The organism is Pseudarthrobacter sp. fls2-241-R2A-127, assembly GCF_030209355.1.
Taxonomy (GTDB): domain Bacteria; phylum Actinomycetota; class Actinomycetes; order Actinomycetales; family Micrococcaceae; genus Arthrobacter.
Genome location: NZ_JARVSF010000008.1, coordinates 239478 through 258549 on the forward strand (window position 1 = coordinate 239478; position 19072 = coordinate 258549).

Annotated in this window: 15 protein-coding genes; 7 read left to right on the top strand and 8 right to left on the bottom strand. The window is 65.8% G+C overall.

Annotated elements, in window-relative coordinates:
* Position 1 precedes the first annotated feature (1 nt).
* Positions 2-1357, bottom strand: a complete 1356-nt coding sequence (locus tag QRN53_RS05745; RefSeq protein ID WP_285243050.1) for an acetyl-CoA C-acetyltransferase — start codon at positions 1355-1357, stop codon at positions 2-4.
* A 61-nt stretch (positions 1358-1418) separates the two neighbouring features.
* On the opposite strand from QRN53_RS05745, the gene QRN53_RS05750 reads away from it, so the two are divergent.
* Together QRN53_RS05750 and QRN53_RS05755 are read left to right on the top strand one after the other, a co-directional pair.
* Entirely contained in the window at positions 1419-2147 is a 729-nt protein-coding gene (locus QRN53_RS05750; protein ID WP_285243051.1) for a TetR/AcrR family transcriptional regulator, read from the top strand.
* 1 nt (position 2148) lies between these two features.
* A complete protein-coding gene (locus QRN53_RS05755; protein WP_285243052.1) occupies positions 2149-4263 on the top strand; it encodes an acyl-CoA dehydrogenase family protein in 2115 nt (704 codons plus the stop codon).
* Positions 4264-4360: 97 nt separating this feature from the next.
* On the opposite strand, the gene glgA is transcribed toward QRN53_RS05755, so the two are convergent.
* A complete protein-coding gene (glgA, locus tag QRN53_RS05760; protein WP_285243053.1) occupies positions 4361-5566 on the bottom strand; it encodes a glycogen synthase in 1206 nt (401 codons plus the stop codon).
* Positions 5567-5667: 101 nt separating this feature from the next.
* Here glgA and glgC point away from each other — a divergent pair, with 101 nt between their 5' ends.
* The 3 genes from glgC (at position 5668) to QRN53_RS05775 (ending at position 9108) form a co-directional block, all read left to right on the top strand.
* Positions 5668-7080: a glucose-1-phosphate adenylyltransferase gene (gene glgC / locus QRN53_RS05765; protein ID WP_285243054.1), complete on the top strand. Its 1413-nt coding sequence runs from the start codon at positions 5668-5670 to the stop codon at positions 7078-7080.
* 87 nt (positions 7081-7167) lie between these two features.
* A complete protein-coding gene (locus QRN53_RS05770) occupies positions 7168-8619 on the top strand; it encodes an SDR family NAD(P)-dependent oxidoreductase (protein ID WP_285243055.1) in 1452 nt (483 codons plus the stop codon).
* Between the two features lie 18 nt (positions 8620-8637).
* Complete coding sequence (locus tag QRN53_RS05775) at positions 8638-9108, top strand: pyridoxamine 5'-phosphate oxidase family protein (RefSeq protein WP_285243056.1); 471 nt, start codon at positions 8638-8640, stop codon at positions 9106-9108.
* A 44-nt stretch (positions 9109-9152) separates the two neighbouring features.
* Here the strand turns inward: QRN53_RS05775 and QRN53_RS05780 are convergent, their stop codons facing one another.
* Genes QRN53_RS05780 through QRN53_RS05790 form a run of 3 tightly spaced genes read right to left on the bottom strand, consistent with a single transcriptional unit; the run spans position 9153 to position 12544 of the window.
* Entirely contained in the window at positions 9153-10004 is an 852-nt protein-coding gene (locus QRN53_RS05780) for a transglutaminase family protein (protein WP_285243057.1), read from the bottom strand.
* The gene (locus tag QRN53_RS05785) at positions 10001-10927 is read right to left on the bottom strand and encodes an alpha-E domain-containing protein (protein WP_018761308.1); all 927 of its coding nucleotides are present in this window, start codon (positions 10925-10927) and stop codon (positions 10001-10003) included. The genes QRN53_RS05780 and QRN53_RS05785 overlap by 4 nt, the downstream gene beginning before the upstream one ends.
* Before the next feature lie 60 nt (positions 10928-10987).
* Positions 10988-12544 carry a circularly permuted type 2 ATP-grasp protein gene (locus QRN53_RS05790; protein ID WP_285243058.1) on the bottom strand — a complete coding sequence of 519 codons (1557 nt, stop codon included), beginning with the start codon at positions 12542-12544 and terminating at the stop codon, positions 10988-10990.
* A gap of 113 nt (positions 12545-12657) precedes the next feature.
* On the opposite strand from QRN53_RS05790, the gene QRN53_RS05795 reads away from it, so the two are divergent.
* Both QRN53_RS05795 and pepN read left to right on the top strand, forming a co-directional pair.
* The gene (locus QRN53_RS05795; protein ID WP_502934820.1) at positions 12658-13716 is read left to right on the top strand and encodes a YeiH family protein; all 1059 of its coding nucleotides are present in this window, start codon (positions 12658-12660) and stop codon (positions 13714-13716) included.
* 33 nt (positions 13717-13749) lie between these two features.
* On the top strand, positions 13750-16383 hold the full coding sequence (gene pepN / locus QRN53_RS05800) for an aminopeptidase N (protein ID WP_285243059.1): 2634 nt from the start codon (positions 13750-13752) through the stop codon (positions 16381-16383).
* Positions 16384-16492: 109 nt separating this feature from the next.
* Here the strand turns inward: pepN and lplAB are convergent, their stop codons facing one another.
* The 3 genes from lplAB to QRN53_RS05815 all read right to left on the bottom strand — a co-directional run bounded on the left by lplAB (position 16493) and on the right by QRN53_RS05815 (position 19072).
* Positions 16493-17587: a lipoate-protein ligase LplAB gene (gene lplAB / locus QRN53_RS05805; RefSeq protein WP_285243060.1), complete on the bottom strand. Its 1095-nt coding sequence runs from the start codon at positions 17585-17587 to the stop codon at positions 16493-16495.
* Positions 17588-17684: 97 nt separating this feature from the next.
* Complete coding sequence (locus QRN53_RS05810; RefSeq protein WP_018761303.1) at positions 17685-17942, bottom strand: type B 50S ribosomal protein L31; 258 nt, start codon at positions 17940-17942, stop codon at positions 17685-17687.
* A 188-nt stretch (positions 17943-18130) separates the two neighbouring features.
* The gene (locus QRN53_RS05815) at positions 18131-19072 is read right to left on the bottom strand and encodes a LysR family transcriptional regulator (RefSeq protein WP_285243061.1); all 942 of its coding nucleotides are present in this window, start codon (positions 19070-19072) and stop codon (positions 18131-18133) included.

Sequence of the window (19072 nt, forward strand, 5' to 3'; positions counted from 1 at the left end):
CCTACACAGATTCCAGGATTGCGACGACGCCCTGGCCGCCGGCCGCACACACAGACACCAGGCCGCGGGCCGGACGCCCCTGGGAGTCCGCCTTTGCATGCAGCATCTTGGCCAGCGAACCCACGATCCGCCCGCCGGTGGCGGCGAAAGGATGCCCCGCTGCGAGCGATGATCCGTTGACGTTGAGGCGTGAACGGTCGACGCTGCCCAGCGCGCCGTCCAGTCCGAGCCGGTTGCGGCAGAATTCTTCGTCCTCCCAGGCGGCAAGCGTGCTCAGGACGGTGGCAGCGAAGGCTTCGTGGATTTCGAAGAAGTCGAAGTCTGCCAGTGTCAGGTTCTGCCGGGCCAGGAGCCGGGGCACCGCGAAGACCGGGGCCATGAGCAGGCCGTCCTTGCCGTGCACAAAGTCCACTGCTGCCGCTTCGGCATCCACCACGGCAGCCAGTTTGGGCAGGTCGCGGGCATCAGCCCAGTCGTCGGAGGCAAGGAGCACCGTGGAGGCGCCGTCTGTCAACGGGGTGGAGTTACCGGCCGTCATGGTGGCGCCGGCGCCCAGGTTCCTGCCGAACACAGGCTTCAGCGACGCCAGTTTTTCCATTGAGGTATCAGCGCGCAAGTTGGCGTCCCGCGTCAGTCCCCGGTAGGGAGTCAACAGGTCGTCAAAGAAACCTGAATCGTAGGCGGCTGCGAGTTTACGGTGACTGTTCAGCGCCAGTTCGTCCTGTGCTTCGCGGGATATCTGCCACTGCGCGGTGGTCAGTGCCTGGTGCTCTCCCATGGACAGGCCGGTGCGCGGTTCTGCCGTACCGGGCGCCAGCGGGGCCAGGTCCTTCGGCCGGAGCCGGCTCAGGATCTGCAGCCGCTGCGGAAGCGTCTTGGCGCGGTTGAGGTCCAGGATGATGTCGCGGAGTCCCTCGCTGACCACCACGGGAGCATCAGAGGCTGAATCCACGCCGCCGGCTATGGCCGAATCAATCTGTCCCAGCTTGATCTTGTTGGCCAGCCCCACCACAGTTTCCAATCCCGTGGCGCAGGCCTGCTGGAGGTCGTAGACCGGTGTTTCGGCGGAGAGGGCGGACCCAAGGACTGCTTCCCGCGTGAGGTTGAAGTCCCGGCTGTGCTTGAGGACGGCTCCTGCGGCAACCTGTCCGATTCGTTCGTCCTGGAGTCCGAACCGTGCGATCAGGCCATCCAGGGCTGCGGTCAGCATGTCCTGGTTGGAGGACTTTGCGTAGGCGCCGCCGGCCCGGGCAAAGGGGATTCTGTTGCCGCCAACAATCACCGCCCTGCGCGGCGCGGGAACTGCTGCTCGAACTGATTCATCAGGTGCTGGCGTGGACTGTCCGTCGATGGACATGGGTGGCTCCTCTGCTCACATGCGGTTACCGATACCCAGCGTACCTGATACGCTGGGTATCGTGAACTTCCACAACCCCGGCCTCCCGCTCACCGTTGCGCCGCCATCTGCCGCCAGTTCAGACGGCCGTTCCGCACGCTGGCAGAGCCACCGCGAGGAACGCCGCCGGGAGCTGATCAAGCAGGCCCGCAGGGCAGTGCATGCCCTCGGCAGCGATGCGTCCATGGAAGAGATCGCCACGGCGGCCGGAACCTCGAAGTCAGTGTTCTACCGCTACTTCGGAGACAAAGCCGGCCTGCAGCAGGCAGTGGGGGAAGTAGTCCTGAGCCAGATGCAGAACCGCATCCAAGAAGCCGCCCAAAGTGCGGTTACGCCGCGCGAAGGGTTGCTGGCAATGGTCTCGGCCTACCTGCAAATGGCAGACACCAGTCCCAGCGTCTATGCGTTCGTCACCAGCTACACCCCGGGCGAGGCCACCGGACCGACGTCTCCGGCGACGGGGGCCGGCGCCCTGGGCCACTTCTTCGATGCCATTGCCGACATGATCGCTGAGCCGATGCGCTCCCACCTCGGTGACGTCGGAGAAACCCTCATCGGTTTCTGGCCCCGCGCGGCCATCGGACTGGTACGCAACGCCGGCGAGCAGTGGCTCAGCACGCCGGACTCCCCCGCCAAACCAAGCCAGGAAGCCATGGCCCGCCACATCACGGCGTGGCTGTGCGTTGGCATAGCCCCGGAACTCACCCCCGCCCCACCGACCACCAAGTTATCCGCCAAAGAAGGACTGTGACATGACTGACGTAGTGGACCGAACTGCCCGAAAAGGGCTCCGCTCCCCGGCAACCCCGGCAGCCAACCCCGTAGCCGACGCCCCGGCACCCGCCGTCGACGTCGCGGGCCTGGGCCGTCAACTCCTGGGAAAGTGGGCCGACGTACGGCTCCAGGCCAGGGACCTGGCTGCACGTCCGGAACTGCACAAAGTCGAAGGCCTGACTCATACCGACCACCGCGAGCGGGTATTCGGCCAGTTGAAGTACCTGGTGGACAACAACGCCGTCCACCGGGCGTTCCCGGCCGAACTGGGCGGCTCTGACGACCACGGCGGGAACATCGCCGGCTTCGAGGAACTGGTGGTGGCGGATCCTTCGCTGCAGATCAAGGCGGGGGTCCAATGGGGGCTCTTCGGGTCGGCAGTCATGCACCTGGGCACGGCTGAACACCACGCCAAGTGGCTGCCGGGCATCATGAACCTGGAAATCCCCGGCTGTTTCGCCATGACGGAGACGGGCCACGGCTCGGATGTTGCGAGCATCGCCACCACCGCCACCTATGATCCCGATACCGAGGAATTCGTCATCCACACCCCGTTCCGGGCGGCATGGAAGGACTACATCGGCAACGCTGCCACGGACGGGCTGGGAGCAGTGGTGTTCGCGCAACTGGTCACCCGGGGAGTCAACCACGGCGTCCACGCACTCTACGTCGACCTGCGCGACCCGGACACCAAGGATTTCCTGCCCGGCATCGGCGGCGAGGATGACGGCATCAAGGGCGGCCTGAACGGAATCGACAACGGCCGCCTGCACTTCACCAACGTCCGCGTCCCGCGCACCAACCTCCTGAACCGGTACGGCAACGTGGACCCCGACGGCACGTACACCTCCCCCATCGCCAGTCCCGGCCGCCGCTTCTTCACCATGCTGGGAACGCTGGTCCAAGGCCGTGTGTCGCTGGATGGCGCCGCCGTTGCCGCATCCAAGGTGGCGCTGAAGGCGGCCATCCAGTACGCCACCGAACGCCGCCAGTTCAACGCTTCCTCCCACACCGACGAGGAAGTCCTGCTCGACTACCAGCGGCACCAGCGAAGGCTCTTCACCCGGCTCGCCACCACCTATGCCGCCGGTTTTGCCCACGAACAGCTGCTGCAAAAGTTCGACGACGTCTTCTCCGGCGCGCACGACACCGACGCGGACCGCCAGGATCTCGAAACCCTGGCGGCGGCACTGAAGCCGCTCAGTACCTGGCACGCCCTGGACACCCTGCAGGAGTGCCGGGAGGCATGCGGTGGCGCCGGGTTCCTGATCGAGAACCGGTTCGCCTCGCTCCGGGCCGACCTCGACGTCTATGCCACGTTTGAAGGCGACAACACCGTGCTGCTGCAGCTCGTGGCCAAGCGCCTGCTCGCTGACTACGCCAAGGAGTTCCGGAACGTGGACTTCGGGGTGCTGGCCCGCTACGTGGTGAACCAGGCGGCCGGCGCAGCGGTCCACCGCACCGGGCTGCGCCAGGTGGCACAGTTCGTCGCGGACACCGGGTCGGTGCAGAAGGCTGCGATCGCCCTCCGGGACGAGGAAAGCCAGCGCGCACTCCTGACCGACAGGGTACAGACCATGGTGGCCGAGGCCGGCGCCGCACTCAAGGGCAGCAAGCGGCTCCCGCAGGACAAGGGCGCAGCCCTCTTCAACAGGCACCAGAACGAGCTCATCGACGCCGCCCAGGCACACGCCGAGCTGCTGCAGTGGGAGGCCTTCACCGAAGCACTCCAGCAAGTGGCAGACCCGGGCACCCGGACTGTCCTTACCTGGCTGCGCGACCTCTTTGGCCTGTCCCTGATCGAGAAGAACCTGTCCTGGTACCTCATGAACGGCCGCCTCTCCATGCAGCGCGCCCGGACTGTGGGCGCGTACATCAACAGGCTGCTGGAGAAGATCCGGCCCCACGCCGTGGACCTGGTGGACGCATTCGGATACGGCGAGGACCATGTCCGGGCCGCCATCGCCACGGGGGCCGAGAAGGCACGCCAGGACGAGGCCCGTACGCATTTCCGGAACGAGCGTGCCAGCGGCCATGCTCCGGTGGACGAGAAAGTCCTGATCGCGAAGACCGCGGCCGGCCGCAAGGGCTGAGCCGCAGGCGCCGCCACGTTGAGGCGGATATGACGACGACGGCGCCGCTTCCCTTCCACGGGGAGCGGCGCCGTCGTCGTTTCTGCTGCGGGGACGCTCAGCTGGTGGCGGGCAGAACGGAGCGGTAGACCTCAAGGGTGGTCTCGGTTATGGATTCCCAGGAGAAATGCTTCTCGGCACGTTCCCGGCCGGCCTGTCCCATGGCCCGGGCGCGCTCAGGATCGGACACCACCTCAGTAAGGGCTGCTGCGAACTCCTTGACGAATTTCTCCGGATCCAGCGGCGTTCCGGTTCCGTCCGTCACCTGCTCCAGGTCCACCAGGAGCCCGGTCCTGCCGTGCTCCACCACCTCGGGGATACCGCCGGTGGCGCTGGCCACCACGGCTGCTCCGCAAGCCATCGCCTCAAGGTTCACGATGCCGAGGGGTTCGTAGATGGACGGGCACGCGAAGGCGGTGGCGTGGCTGAGCACCTGGATCAGCTCATGCCGCGGCAGCATCCGCTCGATAAGGACCACGCCTGTGCGCTGCTTTTGCAGGTCCTCGATCAGGGCGGCTGTTTCCGCTGCCAGCTCGGGGGTGTCAGCCGCGCCGAGGCACAGGACGAGCTGAACGTCGGCGGGGAGCTTCGCGGCGGCCCTCAGGAGGTAGGGGACGCCCTTTTGCCGCGTGTTTCTTCCCACAAAGACAACACTCGGTTTGGCTGGATCGATGCCCAGGGCGCGGACGGCGTCGTCGTTCTCGTCACGCTGCCACAGCTCAACATCGATGCCGTTGTGGACCACCCGGACCTTACCGGGGTCCACGTTGGGGTAGCTGCGCAGGATGTCCTGGCGCATGCCCTCCGAAACCGCAATGATCGCGGCCGCAGCTTCGTACGCCGTCTTCTCCACCCAAGATGAGAGGGCGTAGCCGCCGCCGAGCTGCTCGGCTTTCCACGGACGCAGCGGTTCAAGGCTATGCGCACTGAGAACGTGCGGGATTCCGTGGAGCAGCGACGCCAAATGCCCCGCCATGTTGGCGTACCAGGTATGCGAATGGACCACGTCGGCGCCTTGGACATCCGGCACGATGCGGAGGTCCACACCCAGGGTCTGGACCGCGGCGTTGGCCTCGCCCAGGTCCTCCGGCACCTGGTAGGACGTCACCGTCGCGCCATGGTAGTCGGCGTCGCGGGGCGCCCCGAAAGCACGAACCTGCAGGTCAACATGCTTACTAAGCACCCTGCTCAATTCGGCGACGTGCACCCCGGCGCCACCATAGATCTCCGGCGGAAACTCTTTAGTCACAATGTCTATACGCACAAGACCCAAGGTAGTCGTTCACGCATAACTGTTCTAGTGTGAAGGAGTCCGGGTGGACCGGACTGTCTTGGGAGTTACGAAGGCGTACAGGAGCGACCACCATGCCGTTAAATAAGAAAGTCCTGGCCATTGTCCTCGCAGGCGGCGAGGGAAACAGGCTGATGCCACTGACGGCAGACCGGGCCAAACCCGCCGTGCCCTTTGCCGGCAGCTACCGCCTTATCGATTTCGCGTTATCCAACCTTGTGAATTCCCGCTACCTGCAGATCGTCGTCCTGACCCAGTACAAGTCGCACAGCCTTGACCGCCACATCTCCGAGACCTGGCGTATGTCCACCCAGTTGGGCAACTACATCGCTTCCGTTCCCGCGCAGCAGCGCGTGGGCAAAAGCTGGTTCCTTGGCAGCGCCAACGCTATTTACCAGTCCCTGAACCTCATCCATGACGCCAACCCCGACATCGTCGTCGTGGTCGGGGCGGACCACGTCTACCGCATGGACTTCGCCCAGATGGTGGCCCAGCACGTGAACAGCGGTGCCAAGGCCACGGTCGCGGCAGTGCGGCAGCCGCTGCACATGGCCGATCAATTCGGGGTCATCGAAGTGGACCAGGACGATTCCCGGAAAATCGCCGCGTTCGTCGAAAAGCCGTCCAGCACGCCGGGGCTGGCCGCGGATCCATCCCAGTTCCTGGCCTCCATGGGCAACTACGTGTTCGACGCCGACGCTTTGGTGGCAGCCCTGCACGTGGATGCCGAGCGGCTGGACACCAAGCACGACATGGGCGGCGACATCATCCCCTACTTCGTCAACCGCGGCGAAGCCGGTGTCTACGACTTCACGCTCAACGACATTCCCGGTTCCACCGAACGGGACCGCACCTACTGGCGCGACGTAGGCACCATCGATTCCTTCTATGACGCCCACATGGACCTCATCTCCCCGATGCCGGTGTTCAACCTCTACAACTCCGAGTGGCCCATCTACACCCGGCAGAGCATCTCACCGCCCGCGAAGTTCGTCAGGGGCGACAACAACACGGTCGGAACGGCCCTGGACTCCATCGTGGCCAGCGGCGTGGTCATCTCAGGCGGCATTGTTGAAGGCTCGGTCCTCTCCAACGACGTCTACGTAGCCACAAGCGCCAGGGTCACGGACTCGGTCCTGATGGACAAGGTGCAGGTTGGAGCGGGCGCAGTAATCAACCGCGCCATCCTCGACAAGAACGTCAAGGTACCGGCAGGCGCCGCAATCGGCCTGGACCCGGACCTGGACCGGGCGCGCGGCTTCAAAGTCACCGAATCCGGCATCACCGTCCTGGCCAAGGGCCAGGAAGTACCGGAACCCGGCGACGACGAACGGCAGCTTGCGGCTCGACACCTCGGCCTGGTGCCGAAGGCCGTCAAAGCCGCGGCAGACCAGTACCCCGAAGTACGCGAGACTGTGGACAAGGTTGCGGAGACGCACGCGGTGGCCGCGGCGAACGCATCGCCGGACGACGCCCGGGTGTCCTGACCGGGTCCCGACTGGAAGAACGTACGGCGCGGGCCGGAGCACCAGGACGGTGCTCCAGCCCGCGCCGTACGCTGTAAAATTCTTCTAATGAGCTCCCCCGATCTGACCCCTGAGGAAATCCAGGCCTGCCTCAAGGTCCTGAATACGATCCACGCGTACGACGAGGAGCACCCCGACTACGTTTCGGTCCGCCGCGCCACCGGGAAGATGTTCAAGGCCGTCAAGCGGCACCGCCGGGTCACCAAGCGCGACTCCATTGCCGAGGCTGACAAGGCAGTCATCGCCCAGACCGCCACCGCTGCCCCGGACCGGATCGACGACGAAACCCGCGGCAACAAACTGGCTCCGTCGGCCACCGGAAACATCGCAGGCCACCTCATTCGCTCCCGCCCGTGCTACATCTGCAAGCAGCACTACACCCAGGTGGACGCCTTCTACCACCAGCTCTGCCCCGAGTGCGCGGCCTTCAGCCACAGCAAGCGCGACGCACGAACCGACCTCACCGGCCGCCGTGCCCTGCTCACCGGCGGACGCGCCAAGATCGGAATGTACATCGCCCTCCGGCTGCTCCGCGACGGCGCCCACACCACCATCACCACCCGTTTCCCCAAGGACGCCGCACGCCGCTTCGCCGCCATGGAAGACAGCGCCGACTGGCTGCACCGGCTGCGGATCGTGGGCATCGACCTCCGCGATCCGGCCCAAGTCATGGCGTTGACCGACTCACTGGACGCGGCCGGTCCGCTGGACATCATCATCAACAACGCGGCCCAGACCGTCCGGCGGTCAGGAAACGCCTATAAGCCGCTGGTGGATGCAGAGGACGAGCCGCTGCCCCCGGCCTTGGAATACGCCAACGGTGGTCCGGAGCTGCTGACCTTCGGCCACGCCCATGACAAGCACCCTCTGGCCCTCGCCGGCAGCGTCACCGAGCACCCCGTCTTGGCCGGCGATGCGATTACGTCGCTGGCCCTCTCCACCGGCTCGGCGTCACTGGAACGGATCGCGTCCGGGACAGCCATCGACGCCGGCGGCCTGGTTCCGGACCTGGCCACGATCAACAGTTGGACCCAGGTGGTGGACGAGGTGGACCCGCTGGAAATGCTCGAAGTCCAGCTCTGCAACGTGACGGCCCCGTTCCTGCTGGTGAGCCGCCTTCGCGGGGCCATGAAGCGGTCCACGGCGCACCGCAAGTACATCGTCAATGTCTCCGCCATGGAAGGCCAGTTCTCCCGGGCGTACAAAGGGCCGGGACACCCGCACACCAACATGGCCAAGGCAGCGCTGAACATGATGACCCGCACCAGCGCCCAGGAAATGCTGGACACCGACGGCATCCTGATGACCGCCGTGGACACCGGGTGGATCACCGACGAGCGTCCCCACTTCACCAAGGTCCGGCTCATGGAAGAAGGCTTCCACGCTCCCCTGGACCTGGTGGACGGAGCCGCCCGCGTCTACGATCCGATCGTCATGGGCGAAAACGGTGAGGACCAGTACGGTGTCTTCCTCAAGGATTACAAGCCCAGCCCCTGGTGAAGGGCGTATGCTCACGGCATGAGCAACGAGTCATCAACCCAAGTGGAGAACCTGGAACACCACGATTGCTGGGCTTTGCTGCGGACCGTCTCCGTGGGCAGGCTCGCCGTGCTCGCGGACGGGCGGCCGGACATCTTTCCGGTCAACTACACAGTGGACGGCGGCACACTGGTGTTCCGCACGGGCCAGGGCACCAAGCTCTCCGCAGCAACCGGTGAGGATGCCGCCGTCGCCGTGGAGGCAGACGGAGTGGACCCAAACACGGGCCTGGCATGGAGCGTGGTGATCAAGGGGACCGCCGCCCTGGTCAAAAGCACCGAAGAGGTCCTCGACACCTCCCGCCTTTACCTCTTCCCCTGGCAGTCAGGACGCAAGGATGCGTTCGTGCGCATCACCCCGGACTCCATCACCGGCCGGCGGTTCAAAGTCACCGATCCGATGACCTGGTGGACGCAGATCAGCAGTTCCGCCAGGACAGCGCCGGAATAGGACCGCGCCGGCACCCCAGGCCGCTGCGGCCGGGGGTGCCGTGGTCAGGCGAGCTGGGTGATCTCGACGCTCACGTTGAGGGCAGACCCGCCGCCGCCGGACAGGATGCCCTTCAGCGGCGGCACGTCGCGGTAGTCCCGGCCCCGCGCCACCGTGACGTGGAAGTCCCCGGCAGGTTTGTGGTTGGTGGGATCCCAGCTGCGCCAGTCGCCGTCCCAAAATTCGAGCCAGGCGTGTGACTGCCCGGCCACGGTCTCTCCGATCCCGGCGCTGGACCGAGGGTGCAGGTAGCCGGAGACATACCGGGCGGGAATCCCGCAACTCCGCAGTGCACCGATGGCAAGGTGGGCCAGGTCCTGGCAGACGCCCTGGCGCTGGCCCCAGGCCTCCTCCGCGTTGGTGGTGACGGCGGTGGAGCCGGACATGTACGTCATCTCGCCCCGCATCCAGGCAAACACCGCCATGGCAGCCTCATGCGGGTTTTTGCCGGCCACCACGCCGGGAACGATCCCCAGCACTTCCTCGCCGGGGCCGCTCAGCCGGGACTGCGGCAGCCAGTCGCTGAAGGTGTTCAGCGTATCCGGCGACGCCAGCACGTCCCAGCCCACGATATCCGCCTCCGTGGGGATCTTTTCCGCCCGGTGCACTTCGACCGTGATGTTCGAAACCACCTCGAGGTGATCGTGCGGCATCTGCATGTCAAAGGCCGTCACCCTGGTCCCCCAGTAGTCACGGTAGGTGCTGACGGCTGCCTGCGACGGCGACACTTTGACCACGGACTCCAGCACCACCTGCTGGGAGTCCGTCAGCGGCGTCATCCGGGCTTCGTTGTAGGACAGCGTCACGCGCTTGTTGTATTTGTAGGCCGTCCTGTGGACGATACTCAACCGGGTCATGACACTTCTCCCACCCAGGCAAGTTCATCGGCCTGATTGAAGTACTTACGGGAAATGGCATCCGAGGCCTGGGACACGGCCTTCTGCACCCGCTCCATGTGCTCCGGGAGCTCGGACATGAGATCGTCCGTCCGGTGGAACTCGAGGAAGGTCCGGGCCTGGCCGACAATGCGGCGGGCGTCGTTGATGAACCCCACCCGCTGCGCTGACGGATCCAGCTTGGCCAGGCACTCGTCGGCATCGCGCAACGCGTAGACGATCGACCGCGGGAACAGCCGGTCCAGGAGCAGGAATTCGGCCGCGTGCTGGTCCCCGAACGCCGCCCGCCGGGTGCGCAGGAAGGATTCGTAGGCACCGGCGCAGCGGAGCATGTTGACCCACGACATACCCGCGGAGAGCACGTCGCGGGTGGACAACATCCGGGCCGTCATGTCGGCGCGTTCCAGGGAGCGGCCCAGCACCAGGAAGAGCCAGCTTTCGTCGTGGCTCACCGTGGTGTCGGCCAGGCCGCTGACCATGGCCGTGCGTTCCAGGGTCCAGTTGCAGAAGCGGTAGGTGCCCACCACATCCTTGCGGTGTTGGCTCAGCCCGTAGTACGTGGTGTTCAGGCTCTCCCACAAACCGGACGAGACGGTCTCCCGGGCGCGGCGGGCGTTCTCCCTCGCAGCGCCCAGGGACCCGGCGATGGACGTGGCACTCGTCTTGTCGTAGGCCAGGGCGTGCAGCAGCTCAGGCAGCCCAAAGTCCTCACTCTGCGGCCGGGCTCCCATCACGGCCAGGAGTTCCTGGGCAACGCTCCGGCGTTCCTCCATGGGAAGGTGGTTCAGGCGCTCCAGGTGCACGTCGAGGATGCGGGCGGTGCCGTCCGCCCGCTCCACATAGCGGCCAATCCAAAACAAGGACTCGGCAATACGGCTAAGCATTCGCGGCTACCTCCTGCGCGTCCGGAACGTTGAAAGAAAAATGCCCGACGGCGGTGCGGCTCACTGCTGCTGCTCCGACTGGCGGTCCCGCCAGTTGCTTTCCACCGGCCAGACGGAGACCCGTTCCCGGACGGTGACCGACTGGCGGGGAACAGTTTCCACCGGCATCTGGGGTGAATCGGCCAAGACCCAAGTGTCCTTGGATCCGCCGCCCTGGCTTGAATTGACGATTAGGGATCCTTCCTTCAGCGCCACGCGGGTCAGGCCGCCGGGAAGCACCCAGACGTTCTCGCCGTCGTTCACGGCAAAAGGCCTCAGGTCCACGTGCCGCGGGCCGAACTTGTCCCCGCCAAGGGTGGGAACGGTGGAAAGCTGCAAGACCGGCTGCGCGATCCAGCCGCGCGGATCGGCGATGATCCGCTGGCGGAGGGCGTCAAGTTCATCCTTGGAGGCGTCCGGGCCGATCACCAGGCCCTTGCCGCCGGAGCCGTCCACGGGTTTGACCACCAGTTCCGCGAGGTTGTCCAAGGTGTACTCCCGGGCTTCCTTCTCCTCAAGCCGGTAGGTGTCCACGTTGGCGATGATGGGCTCCTCGCTGAGGTAGTAGCGGATCAGGTCAGGGACGTAACTGTAAACCAGTTTGTCATCCGCTACGCCATTGCCCACGGCGTTGGCGATGGTGACGCCGCCCGCCCGGGCGGCGTTGACCAGTCCCGGGCAGCCCAGCATGGAGTCGGACCGGAACTGCAGCGGGTCCAGGAAGTCGTCGTCGATCCGCTTGTAGATCACGTCCACGCGCTGCTCACCGGCGGTGGTGCGCATGTAGACGCGGTTGCCGCGGCAGATGAGGTCGCGGCCTTCGACCAGTTCCACGCCCATCAGGCCGGCCAGGAGGGTGTGCTCGAAGTAGGCGCTGTTGAAGACGCCCGGGGTGAGGACGACGACGGTGGGATCGTCAACGCCCGCAGGCGCGGTCTTGCGCAGGGCCGAGAGCAGCCGGCGGGGGTACTCTTCCACCGGCCGGATGAGCTGCTGGCCGAAGGCTTCGGGCAGGCCCTTGGCCATCGCACGCCGGTTCTCCAGCACGTAGCTCACGCCGGACGGGACACGGACGTTGTCTTCCAGGACGCGGAAAGTGCCGGCGGCGTCGCGGACCACGTCGATGCCAGAGATATGGACACGGACCCCGCCGGCCGGTTCAAAGCCGTGCACCTGGCGGTGGAAGTGTGCACTGGTGGTCACCAGCTGGCGCGGGATGACGCCGTCGGAGACGACGGTCATCTTGTCGTAGACGTCGTTCAGGAACGCCTCAAGGGCGCGTACGCGCTGGGCGACGCCGCGTTCCAGGACGCTCCACTCCGCTGCGGGGATGACGCGGGGCACGATGTCCAGCGGGAACGGCCGTTCCTCGCCCGCGTAGTCGAACGTGACGCCGCGGTCCAGGAAGGTGCGGGCCATCGAGTCCGCGCGCGCACTCACGTCCGCCAGCGAGAGCTTCCGGAGGGCGTCCGCCACCTGCCCGTACGAGTCCCTGGCCTGCTGGCCGGGGGCGAACATCTCGTCGTATGCCCCGGTGCGGCCTGCGGCCTCGGAGTAATCCTGGAATAGGTCTGACATGTCCAATAGCCAACCATCTTTTTGTTTCGAATTCATTACTGCCATCCATTCTGGCGTGTTGGCACCGATGGCCCGGTTCGTACTTTACGGGCCTCTTCGGGCACAGTAGGTGAGTGCCAGACAGCAGAAGCCTCCCAGCGCCGGGCCACGGCGGTTCCCGACGCCCGCTCGTCCGGCTCATCGCAGGCTTCCTGACCGCGGCGGCCGCCGTTGCGGCGGCATTCCTGGTGCACGGACTTGTTCCTGCGCTGCCGGCCATGACCGTGGCTGTGGTCCTGGGTGTCCTCGCCGCCAACCTGCCCGGAACAGGAGCCTGGACGGCGGGACGCGCCCGGCCTGGGCTGGACTTCGCCGGCAAGCACCTGATGCGCGGCGGGATCGTGCTCCTGGGCCTGAAAGTCAGCGTCATGGACGTCCTGGGCCTGGGGTGGCTGGCGTTGGTCCTGATAGTGGGCGTCGTGGCTGCAAGCTTCGGCGGAACCTACGCGATCTCCCGACTGTTCCGCCTGCCCCCGGTGACATCGCTCCTGGTGGCCACCGGATTCTCCATCTGCGGCGCCTCGGCAATCGGCGCCATGGCCGCCGTCCGCCGCATCCGGCACGCAGATACCGTCCTGCCGGTTGCCCTGGTGACGCTCTGCGGAACCCTGGCCATCGGGGTCCTCCCCCTGCTTTCCCATCCGCTGGGGCTTTCGGCAGCCGTCTTCGGCGCATGGACGGGCGCCTCGGTGCACGACGTCGGCCAGGTGGTGGCCACGGCGCAAACCGCCGGCACGGCGGCACTGGCGATCGCCGTCGTCGTCAAGCTCACCCGGGTCCTGCTGCTGGCCCCCGTCGCCGCGCTGGCGGGCGCGCACCACCGCCGCGGGGCCCGCCCCCAGACGGAACCGGACGGTGCCACGTCCAAAAGGCCGCCGCTGGTGCCGCTGTTTGTCCTCGGATTCGTAGCCATGGTGGCCCTGCGGTCAACGGGCTGGCTGTCCGCCGGCTGGCTCGAAACCGGAGCCACCCTGCAGGACATCCTCCTGGGCGCGGCTTTGTTCGGACTGGGCTCCGCGGTGCGGATCCGCACCCTGCTCCACACCGGCGGCCAGGCACTCCTCGCGGCCCTCGCCTCCTGGCTCCTGATTGCGGTGCTGGGCCTCGCCGCCGCCTTCGTGATAGCGGGCTGAGCCAACCTAAGGGCACCGTGATTAGATAGCCGGGTGTCACATGAGAATCTGCAGCGCCGCGAAGCCGCTGAACGTTCAGTCCTGATCAACACCACCAGTTACGACATCTCGCTGGACGTGCGGCAAGCGGCGGATCCCGCGGTCGCAGGGTATGCGAGTCGCAGCGTTATCAATTTCACGGCCTCCGAGCCAGGCACCAGCACGTTCCTGGATTTCATTGGCAGCGATGTCCACAGCGTGTTCCTCAACGGCAAGGGGCTGCCGGTGGTGGAGGTGGTGGATGGTGCCCGGATCCGGCTGGACAACCTGCAGGCAGAGAACCAGGTGACCGTTACCGGCACGGCGTTGTACAGCCGCTCAGGGGAAGGCATGCACCGGTTCGTGGACCCGGCCGACGGCCAGTGCTACCTGTACACCCAGTACGAGCCGGCCGACGCCCGCCGGGTCTTCGCGAACTTCGAGCAGCCGGACCTCAAGGCCACCTACACCTTCCATGTGATGGCACCGGCCCACTGGCAGGTGGCCTCCAACGGCGCCGAGGTGAACCGCACCCTGCTGGCCAGCGATCCGGCCACCGCCAGGTGGGACTTTGCCACCACGCTGCCCATGTCCACCTACATCACGACGATCCTGGCCGGCCCCTACTTCAAGGCAGAGGACCGCTGGGAGGCAACGCTCGACGACGGGACCCGGCTGGACGTTCCCCTGGGCCTTTACTGCCGGGCATCGATGGGGGATTCCTTCGACACGGAGGCGCTGTTCGGGCTGACCAAGGCCGGGCTGGATTTCTTCAACCGCCTCTTCGACTTCCCCTATCCGTGGGGAAAGTACGACCAGGCCTTCGTGCCCGAGTACAACCTGGGCGCCATGGAAAATCCGGGCCTGGTCACCTTCACGGAAAGTTATGTCTTCACGTCCCGCGCCACGGATGCGCAGTACCAGGGCCGGGCCAACACCCTGATGCACGAGATGGCGCACATGTGGTTCGGCGACCTGGTGACCATGCAGTGGTGGGATGATCTCTGGCTGAAGGAATCGTTCGCCGACTATATGGGCACCCTGGGCGTTGACCAGGCCACTGACTGGGACACCGCCTGGGTCAACTTCGCCAACAAACGCAAGGCGTGGGCGTATGTCCAGGACCAGCTCCCCACCACGCACCCGATCGTGGCGGACATACCCGACCTCGAAGCGGCCAAGCAGAACTTCGACGGCATCACGTACGCCAAGGGCGCCTCGGTCCTGAAGCAACTGGTGGCCTACGTCGGCTTTGACGCCTTCATTGCCGGATCGCGGGAGTACTTCCGCAACCACGCCTACGGAAACACCACGCTGGCGGACCTCCTTGAGGCCCTCCAGGCGGCTTCCGGCCGGGACTTGTCCGGCTGGGCCCACCAGTGGCTGAAGACGTCCGGGATCTCCACTTTGTCCCTGCACGCGGGCACCGGAGGGCCCGACGGCGGCCAGCTGGCTGGTGTGTCCATCGTCCAGGAGGCAGTGGACCCGGTCACCGGACGCGAAGAGCTGCGGCCGCACCGCCTTCGCATCGGCTCCTACGACTTCGACGGCGACGGGGCCTTGGTCCGCACCGGCAGCATCGAAACCGACGTGGCCGGCGCCAGGACAGAAGTGCCCGGGCTGGACGGACAGCCACGGCCGGCCCTCATCCTGGTCAACGATGACGATCTGACGTATGCCAAGGTACGGCTGGACCGGGGTTCCCTGGCAACCGTCCGCACCTCCCTGGACAGAATCGTCGACCCCATGGCCCGCGCCCTCTGCTGGACGGCCCTGTGGAACTCGGCCCGCGACGCGCAGACCCCTGCCGCCCTCTACGTTGACGCCGTAGCCGCCTTCGCGCCGGCTGAAACCGGGATCGGCGTCCTGCTGAACGTCCTCGACAACGCGGCCACCGCCGTCGAACACTACATCCCGCCGGCAGACAGGGCTTCGGTCCGGGCGTCCTTCCTCACCACCGCGGCAGCCGAACTGGACCGGGCCGTGCCGGGCTCGGACCAGCAACTGGCCTGGGCACGGACCCTGGCGGGCCTCAGCCGTCACGATGCCGCCATGCTGCCCCGGCTCCGCGGCCTGCTGGACGGCTCTGCTCCCGTGGCGGGCCTGGCGGTTGACGCTGACCTGCGGTGGCAACTGTGGCACGCGCTGGCCGCCCATGGACAGGCCACCGCGGCCGAACTCGATGCCGAACTTGCCCGGGACACCACAGCCTCCGGCCGTGCCGGGCATGCCACGGCCCTGGCATCCCGCCCCGACCCTGGCGTGAAGTCCGCGGCATGGAACGCCGCCGTGCACGGCAACGAGCTTTCCAACCAGCTGCTGACAGCCACCATCAACGGGTTCACCACGGCACCGGCAGAGTTGCTGGCCCCGTACATCGATCCGTACTTCGATTGCCTGCGGACCGTCTGGGATGGGCGGAGCATCGAAATCGCTACCCGGATTGTCCGGGGCCTCTACCCTGTGGCCCAAGACCTCGCAGAGGGCTCGGTGCCCGACGAGCATCCAGTGATCCGGCGGACGGATGACTGGCTGGCGGCCAACCCGGATGCACCGCGCGCCTTGCGCCGGATCATCATCGAACAGCGAAGCCACCTGCTGCGCGCACTCACGGCGCAGGCCGCCGCGGTTCCCCCACCGGTACCCTAACCTCGCTGCGCTCGGCTAGGGTACCTTGCCGGCGTGGGCCCACTCATCGATTGCTGGGTAAACGTCGTTTTGGGGCGCCAAAAGGACAATTACGCAGCACTCGATGGGGCTACGGGACCCGGTAGAGCCATTCCTCGGTGCCGAATTTCGCGGCAACGCGGTCCTCGGCTGCGGCGAGCTCGTGGCCGGCAAGCTGTGACGGGGCGGCCCCGTAGCGCTCACTAAACACCTCGATCATCGCTTCGATGATCGCCATCCGGGCGAGTCCGGTCTGCCGGCGGAGTGGATCGACGCGTTTCTTGGCGCTCCGTGTGCCCTTGTCCGAGAGTTTTTCCTTGCCGATCCGCAGGACCTCGACCATCTTGTCGGCGTCGATGTCGTAGCTCATGGTCACGTGGTGCAGCATCCCGCCGTTGGCCAGGCGCTTCTGCGCGGCCCCGCCGATCTTGCCTTGGTCCGTCGCGATGTCATTGAGGGGGACGTAGAAGGCGTTGATGCCGAGCTTCTCCAGCGCCGCCATGACCCAGGCGTCCAGGAACGGGTAGGAGTCGGCGAAGCTCAGCCCGTCCACCAAGGTCTGCGGCAGGTAGAGCGAGTACGTGATGCAGTTACCGGCCTCCATGAACATCGCGCCGCCACCGCTGATCCGCCGGACCACGTTGATGCCATGCTTTGCCACGCCGTCCGGGTCCACTTCGTTCTGCACGGACTGGAAGCTGCCGATCACCACGGAGGGTTCCTGCCAGTCCCAGAACCGCAGGGTGGGCGTCCGCTCCCCCGCGCCGACGGCCTCGGTGAGAACCTCGTCCAGGGCAACGTTGATCTCCGTCGGGAGCACCGTGGGCGCGATGACGTTCCATTGGTGGTCCGTCCACGACGTGGCCTTGGCAAGCGCGCGGCGGACTGTCACGGCTACGGCGTCCGCGGAAAAGCCGAACAGGACGGCCCCGGCGGGCAGCGCTGCGGTGACTGCAGCGGCGAGGTCCGCGGCCGTCGTCGTCTCCGGCAATCCGGTCAGTGCCCGGTTGATGTCTTCCAGTGCTTCGTCGGGTTCGAGGAAGAAGTCCCCGCTGAGGGAAACCTCCGCCAGGGCGCCGTCCACGACGTCGAGGTCCACCACCACCAGTTTGCCGCCGGGAACTTTGTACTCGCCGTGGAGGCGCTGGTTGCGGGCGGCGTTGGTGGCAGGAAAAGGCTGGTTCATGGTTCCCATCCTGCCGCAGAAAGCAGGTGTCCGGTTAACACGGAAGGCCCGCACCGGAAACGGTGCGGGCCTTCTGCAACAAGCTTGGGCGAAGGAATTACTTCTTGCCGCCGAAGCCCTTGAAACGAGCGTTGAAGCGCTCGACGCGGCCTGCAGAGTCCATGATGCGCTGCTTGCCCGTGTAGAACGGGTGGGACTCGGAAGAGATTTCGACGTCGATGACCGGGTAGGTGTTGCCGTCTTCCCACTCGATGGTCTTGGAGGAAGACACGGTGGAGCGGGTCAGGAACTTGGTGCCGGAGGCCAGGTCGTTGAAGACAACAGCTTCGTACTTGGGGTGGGTATCAGACTTCATAATTGGACCTTTGTTCGCGCAACTGGATTTTGCCAGTTGCCAGGTATGAATGGGATGGCTGGGATCTGTCGGATCAGCCGTAGCTGAAAAAGCAGGACAACCAGCTATCCATCATAGACCAAGCGGACGGGGCTGACGAACCAGCGGCCCCGCGAAGACGCAGGTCACCCGCGTGCGCGCAACTTCCGTCAACCGAGTAGCGCTACGCCGAATTCAGCGACGACGGCCCGCAATTCCCTGAGGTACCGCTGCGCCTGGTCGGTGAGCGGAATCGCGGCGTGGCCAATCCAGCCGATTTCGATGCGTTCGTCAACGTCGAGCGGGATGGCGACGATCTCCGGGTCGAGCTGCCCACTGATGATTCCTGTCGAAATCGTGTATCCGTGGAGCCCGATCATGAGGTTGAAGATCGTCGCACGGTCAGAGACCCGGATCTCCTGCTTACTGGACAAGGTGGAGAGAATCTCCTCGGCGAAGTAAAAGGAGTTGTTCGCACCTTGATCGAAGGTCAGCCGCGGCAGGCCGGCGAGATCTTCCAGAGTCGCTCGCTCTTTTGAGGCGAGAGGGTGTTTCCGTGAAATGAAGATATGCGGATCGGCGAGGAACAGCGGAGAGAACGCAAGCCCGGATTCGCGGAGCAGTTTGTCGATGACCTTCCGGTTGAAATCGTTCCGGTAGAGGATGCCTATCTCGCTGCGGAGTGTCCGGACATCCTCGATGATGTCCCAGGTGCGGGATTCGCGGAGCGAGAACTCGTATTCGGCCACCCCTGTGGCCTTAACCATCCGGACGAAGGCGTCCACCGCGAACGAGTAGTGCTGCGTGGAGACCCCGAGCAGACGTCGCGTCGGTGGCCTGCCAAGGTAGCGTTGCTCGAGGAGGGCGAACTGCTCGACCACCTGCCTCGCGTAGCCGAGGAACTCTGCCCCGTCGGCTGTGAGGGTGACCCCGCGGGCGGAGCGAACCAGGAGTGCACGGCCCACCCGTGCCTCCAGGTCTTTCATCGCTGCGGACATGGTCGGCTGCGCGACGTAGAGAAGATCGGCCGCGGCGGAGATCGACCCCTCAGCTGCAACTTCTATGAAATAGCGGAGCTGCTGCAGGGTTAGTCCGCTCGAAATCTGGGCCAT

Excerpts from the sequence above, each read along its gene's own strand:
- QRN53_RS05790 (WP_285243058.1), bottom strand. The coding sequence starts at position 12,544 with ATGTCAGACCTATTCCAGGATTACTCCGAGGCCGCAGGCCGCACCGGG.
- QRN53_RS05810 (WP_018761303.1), bottom strand. The coding sequence starts at position 17,942 with ATGAAGTCTGATACCCACCCCAAGTACGAAGCTGTTGTCTTCAACGAC.
- QRN53_RS05780 (WP_285243057.1), bottom strand. The coding sequence starts at position 10,004 with ATGACCCGGTTGAGTATCGTCCACAGGACGGCCTACAAATACAACAAG.
- QRN53_RS05770 (WP_285243055.1), top strand. The coding sequence starts at position 7,168 with ATGAGCTCCCCCGATCTGACCCCTGAGGAAATCCAGGCCTGCCTCAAG.
- glgC (WP_285243054.1), top strand. The coding sequence starts at position 5,668 with ATGCCGTTAAATAAGAAAGTCCTGGCCATTGTCCTCGCAGGCGGCGAG.
- QRN53_RS05755 (WP_285243052.1), top strand. The coding sequence starts at position 2,149 with ATGACTGACGTAGTGGACCGAACTGCCCGAAAAGGGCTCCGCTCCCCG.
- QRN53_RS05815 (WP_285243061.1), bottom strand. The coding sequence starts at position 19,072 with ATGGCCCAGATTTCGAGCGGACTAACCCTGCAGCAGCTCCGCTATTTC.
- QRN53_RS05785 (WP_018761308.1), bottom strand. The coding sequence starts at position 10,927 with ATGCTTAGCCGTATTGCCGAGTCCTTGTTTTGGATTGGCCGCTATGTG.
- QRN53_RS05745 (WP_285243050.1), bottom strand. The coding sequence starts at position 1,357 with ATGTCCATCGACGGACAGTCCACGCCAGCACCTGATGAATCAGTTCGA.
- QRN53_RS05775 (WP_285243056.1), top strand. The coding sequence starts at position 8,638 with ATGAGCAACGAGTCATCAACCCAAGTGGAGAACCTGGAACACCACGAT.
- lplAB (WP_285243060.1), bottom strand. The coding sequence starts at position 17,587 with ATGAACCAGCCTTTTCCTGCCACCAACGCCGCCCGCAACCAGCGCCTC.